Raw genomic sequence first — 4,275 nt, 5'->3', positions numbered from 1 at the left:
TTACTTATTCTGGCTAGTTCCTAATTCAATCACAAGAAAATAAAAAGTCTCGAACATTCTGAAACAACGTATGGTGCCTAAATTAACGGGAATTTAGGATTTTTTTCGCCTCAATTCAGGCGTATTTAGAAAATTAAGGTATGATTTAATACTATTATGCTGCAACTGATGGAGAGCTATTATTCACTTTTGTATTCCTCAAATGTATTCACCAGCTGTTCAAAAGATGATGGATTGTATTTGTAGAAGTTATCCTCATCAACAAATACATAATCAAATATTATTTCTTTTTGCGATTGATTAATATCCTCGCACCATTGTTTTAAGCGGCTCAGTTTTAATGGAACATCCAGATCTTCCAGCCCTTTTGTTTCAATAATATAAATCTCATTTTCAGATTTCTTAACAATGAAATCCGGGTAGTAATTTGATATATTACCATCGGCATTCACATAATCGATACGGAAATTCACGGCAAAATAATTTTTAGCATATGAAATTATATCATTGCAACCTTCAAGAAATGCGGCAAACTCTAGCTCAAGATGACTGTCACCTATAATTTTATTGAAAATACTTTTTTGTGGTACAATATACCCCTGATCTTTGACAACGAATGGTCTTGTCTTATTTAATTCTATATAATCATCCTTTAATTCAGCATTACCTTTATCCTGCACAGTCAATTCGTTTATCATTTTCTTGAAAGTTTCTATTACAGTCTTTGTTGCTTCCAGTTCAGAAAGATTTCTCACTGTGTTTAGATCATCAAGTTCAATTTCCTTATCAAACAGGAAGTGTTGTGTGAATTCCTTTACCTTGCCATATAGGATGTCATAACCACTGAATAGACTAAGGTATTTCATAATTTCCTGAGTGAAATATCCTATGGCATTGCGGTAGTCAGTGATGACAACTGAATCAAGTGTAGTCGTATGAGTGGTTTCGCCTGTGGTTATATCTTTGAAAACAATATCACGTTTTTCTTCTTCTGAAAACTGCTTGTATTCAACTTTCGCGCACCCAAATGTGGCTGGATTCAAGTCTTCAAGATTCTTATAGTTCCTGAATATACGCGGAGTTAGCAGAGGTATCCGGATATCAAGTTTGGCAAGCTCTTCCTTTGATTTTTCATTATTCACTTCAACGATAAGTGGTGTTTTTGGTTTTGTTCCTTCACCCATTGGCCTATGCTCAAGCTCAACGCCCTCACTCTGTATGGATTCAATGAACTTCATGAAAGCATCTGTTCCGACAACGCTGACATATTCTTCTGAGCCTGACCCGGGATACATGCAGCGGATACCACGGCCCAAGGTTTGTTCTGGCAGGATGTTGCTTTTGGATGAATAGGGCCTCAAACCTACTATAGTGGTCACATTTCTGACATCCCATCCTTCTTTTAGCATCATCACCGATACAATGGCTTTATATGGGCTCTCCCACGCATCTATTTCGTTAGCTTGCTTTCTGAGTGTTTCCAGTTCGTCGTTTGCTTTTTTAGTGCTTGATTCGTAAATCTCACCATTGTTCCTGGTGTGAATAACCAGAACCGAATCTTTTAATTCTGGGAAATTGCCTTTGAGATATTCTGCAACTTCATCGCAGTTTTTCGTGTCGTCTGTCATGACAAACATAATAGACTTTTTACCTAATTTTTCATGTTCGGCATAGGCTTTGCGCCATTCTTCAACTCCCAGATTTAAATAATCTGCATACTTTTCGGTGAAAATTGCACTCTGCCGTTCGATCAGTTTTTTCCGGCTGGCAGAATCCGGTAATACCGGATGTTTGACCACGTTTTGAGTTATAGCCTCCACAAGCGGATAATCTGATACAGTCTGTACAAAAATGGCACCATTGGTGCGTTTAGGGGTTGCTGTTAAATCTATCTGCTGGGAAAGGAAATGGTCTTTTTGCTTTAGTCGATTGTGAATATCTTCAATTGATTTGAACCATGCCAGACTTTTGTCATGAATATGGTGTGCTTCATCATTGAGTACCACCAGTTCGTCAATTTCCCGGACAATATCCCCTAGATCCACCTTGGAATCGGTGGTTTTACCAGTGGGTCGCCTGCCGAGGAAGTAATCTGTCAGATCATCATCTTCAAAGCTTGGTTCCACGTAATTGCTGGCATACACACGGTGAATATTTGTCAGGAAGATATTCCCTGTCTTGCGAGTGATATTGACCTCGTCCTGAATATGCAATGTCAACTGGAAGTCGTCCTGCCAGTTCTGCCCTTCATAGCCGTTGTCAGGTAGTACTGGATCGTGCGAAAAAATGCGCAGACCATTAAAGTCTGTTTTAAGCCTGTCCAGTACGATAATGTTAGGGGCGATTATTAGAAAGTTACGGGCCAATTCCGAATCCGGCTCGTAAAGTTTATGGAAATAGCACCATGCAAGTACAAGGCTCAATACTTTGGTCTTTCCGCTGCCGGTAGCCATCTTTATTACAAAACGTCTCCAATCCTCGTCAAACATGTTTGCAGATATGGCCTCAGAAGAATCATAGCGCAGAAGGTTGTATTTGTCTTTTACTTTTACATCGTCATAGAGATAAATAACCGTCTCTACTGCTTCTCGTTGCGCGAAATAATATTGGAACGAGACGATTGTTCCATCAGCCTTAGGCAGCAGGTGTTCTGTTTTAAACCACCAGTTCAGCAGGGATATGCTTGTGTCGCTTGCACCGTCATAACCACTGTCCCTCCATGTTTTGACCTTTTTGCGTAGCTCATGCACAAGAGGGGGTAGAAGTTTATCATAGCTTGATTCCCTGAATGCTTCATCAGCCGGGAACCAGCGGATGTCCGGATTTAGAATGCTGTGAGGGGATGTGGGAAAATCAGGGTGAATGGCCATTTTTCAACTCCGTTATCATTTCCTGTACAGCAGTGCGCAAAGGCTGCAGATCATTGGCACAGATGTGGAAAATCTCCTCAGCGTCGATATAGAAGGGCTCGCGTGAGAGAATGTCACCCACACCTTTGATGCCAGACCAGTTAACATCAGGATAGCGTTGAGCAAGTTTTTTCCCTTTGGTATCTCTGTCCATCTTTTTGAAATTTTCCGCGATGGATATCAGCGTGATTGTGATCTTTTCCAGCAGGTCCACCCCGTTCTCACTGTCAATGAAATCGTCGGGCGAACTGATGCAGGGAAAGTGCCACTCGATTCCCGCTAACGCCTCATCGATCTGTTTTAACTTTTCCAGTAGTAACGTACCAGATCGACCTTTGCCCTGAAGTCTTTCTTTATTTCGAATCATTGCTTGAAAATGCTGTACTTTGAATATCTCTCCGAGGGTTGCGCATAAGTTGCATTCCTGATAAATCCAATACACTGCGAGAGAATTTTGAAGTTACAATGCCAGACATTAAGCACGTTCTTACTCTTCATTTTCATCTATAGTCTCTTCTTTGTATATCATATCCAATATATAACTAATAATAAATAAAAATATTATTATATAAAACATCATTGACGTTACGACCCATGCGAACTTTTCCCAGAACATAACCGGCTTTAAGAACCACCAGAGTACTGCACCAGGTATAGCAGGTATGACAATATAAAATAACACTCCGAATATCAACAAAATTAACCTATTTATACTGCCCATAACTCCTCATCTATTCATTTTCTGAATGCGTTATTTTCTTCCAACTTATATAAGGAAATCGTATTTTTAACACACTGTTGACAATGTGTTTTTAAAGTGGAATATATATTATACAGTTACAATACTTAAGAGATACGGTTACTTTTTGCGCAGCCCTCTATCTTACAAACTGGAATTCTTTAATTGTGGGCTCCATCAGGTCAATCTCCTGTCCGGGTAATGTACGAAAAGACTGCCCTGGACTTTCTTCTTCAGGTGGTTCAGGAAAGAAAAACAAAGCCAGAGGCCGTTTGAATATTTTGTAGGCAAGTTTTTCCAGTTGAGGATATGATGGACTTGCATTGCCATTTTCCCAGTCCCAGACCACTTTGACAGTGACACGTTTACGGTCGATTTTGTCAACAAGATCTTCGGTAGTGTCCTACAAATTGTAACCTGTCTGTATAAATTGAACTTGTTGATTGACGATTTCATAAACAGAGGTGCACATGTGGCAGCAAAATATGGAAGAGGCTGGTTATGGGCATGGTTGTTTGGGTTGATGAAATAGTATTCATCAAGGAGGAAGGAACACGGATGGAACGGATTAGAGCCGAATAAGAAAGAGCGATTACTCGCTCTCCCTCTTCTAAGAACCGGACTTGC

4 protein-coding genes are annotated in these 4,275 nt (G+C 40.0%); all 4 read right to left on the bottom strand.

Translation table 11 applies throughout. The features are described from left to right. Window positions 1-179 precede the first annotated feature (179 nt). Window positions 180-2,870 carry a DEAD/DEAH box helicase family protein gene (locus IBX40_11330; GenBank protein ID MBE0524909.1) on the bottom strand — a complete coding sequence of 897 codons (2,691 nt, stop codon included), beginning with the start codon at window positions 2,868-2,870 and terminating at the stop codon, window positions 180-182. Next, entirely contained in the window at window positions 2,854-3,276 is a 423-nt protein-coding gene (locus IBX40_11325; GenBank protein ID MBE0524908.1) for a DUF86 domain-containing protein, read from the bottom strand. The genes IBX40_11330 and IBX40_11325 overlap by 17 nt, the downstream gene beginning before the upstream one ends. A gap of 120 nt (window positions 3,277-3,396) precedes the next feature. Continuing rightward, window positions 3,397-3,630: a hypothetical protein gene (locus tag IBX40_11320; GenBank protein ID MBE0524907.1), complete on the bottom strand. Its 234-nt coding sequence runs from the start codon at window positions 3,628-3,630 to the stop codon at window positions 3,397-3,399. Window positions 3,631-3,787: 157 nt separating this feature from the next. Beyond that, a complete protein-coding gene (locus IBX40_11315) occupies window positions 3,788-3,997 on the bottom strand; it encodes a hypothetical protein (GenBank protein MBE0524906.1) in 210 nt (69 codons plus the stop codon). Window positions 3,998-4,275: the final 278 nt, after the last annotated feature.

This window comes from Methanosarcinales archaeon, assembly GCA_014859725.1.
GTDB lineage: Archaea > Halobacteriota > Methanosarcinia > Methanosarcinales > Methanocomedenaceae > Kmv04.
This window is presented reverse-complemented; position numbering and strand designations above follow the sequence as displayed.

Excerpts from the sequence above, each read along its gene's own strand:
- IBX40_11320 (MBE0524907.1), bottom strand. The coding sequence starts at position 3,630 with ATGGGCAGTATAAATAGGTTAATTTTGTTGATATTCGGAGTGTTATTT.
- IBX40_11330 (MBE0524909.1), bottom strand. The coding sequence starts at position 2,870 with ATGGCCATTCACCCTGATTTTCCCACATCCCCTCACAGCATTCTAAAT.
- IBX40_11325 (MBE0524908.1), bottom strand. The coding sequence starts at position 3,276 with ATGATTCGAAATAAAGAAAGACTTCAGGGCAAAGGTCGATCTGGTACG.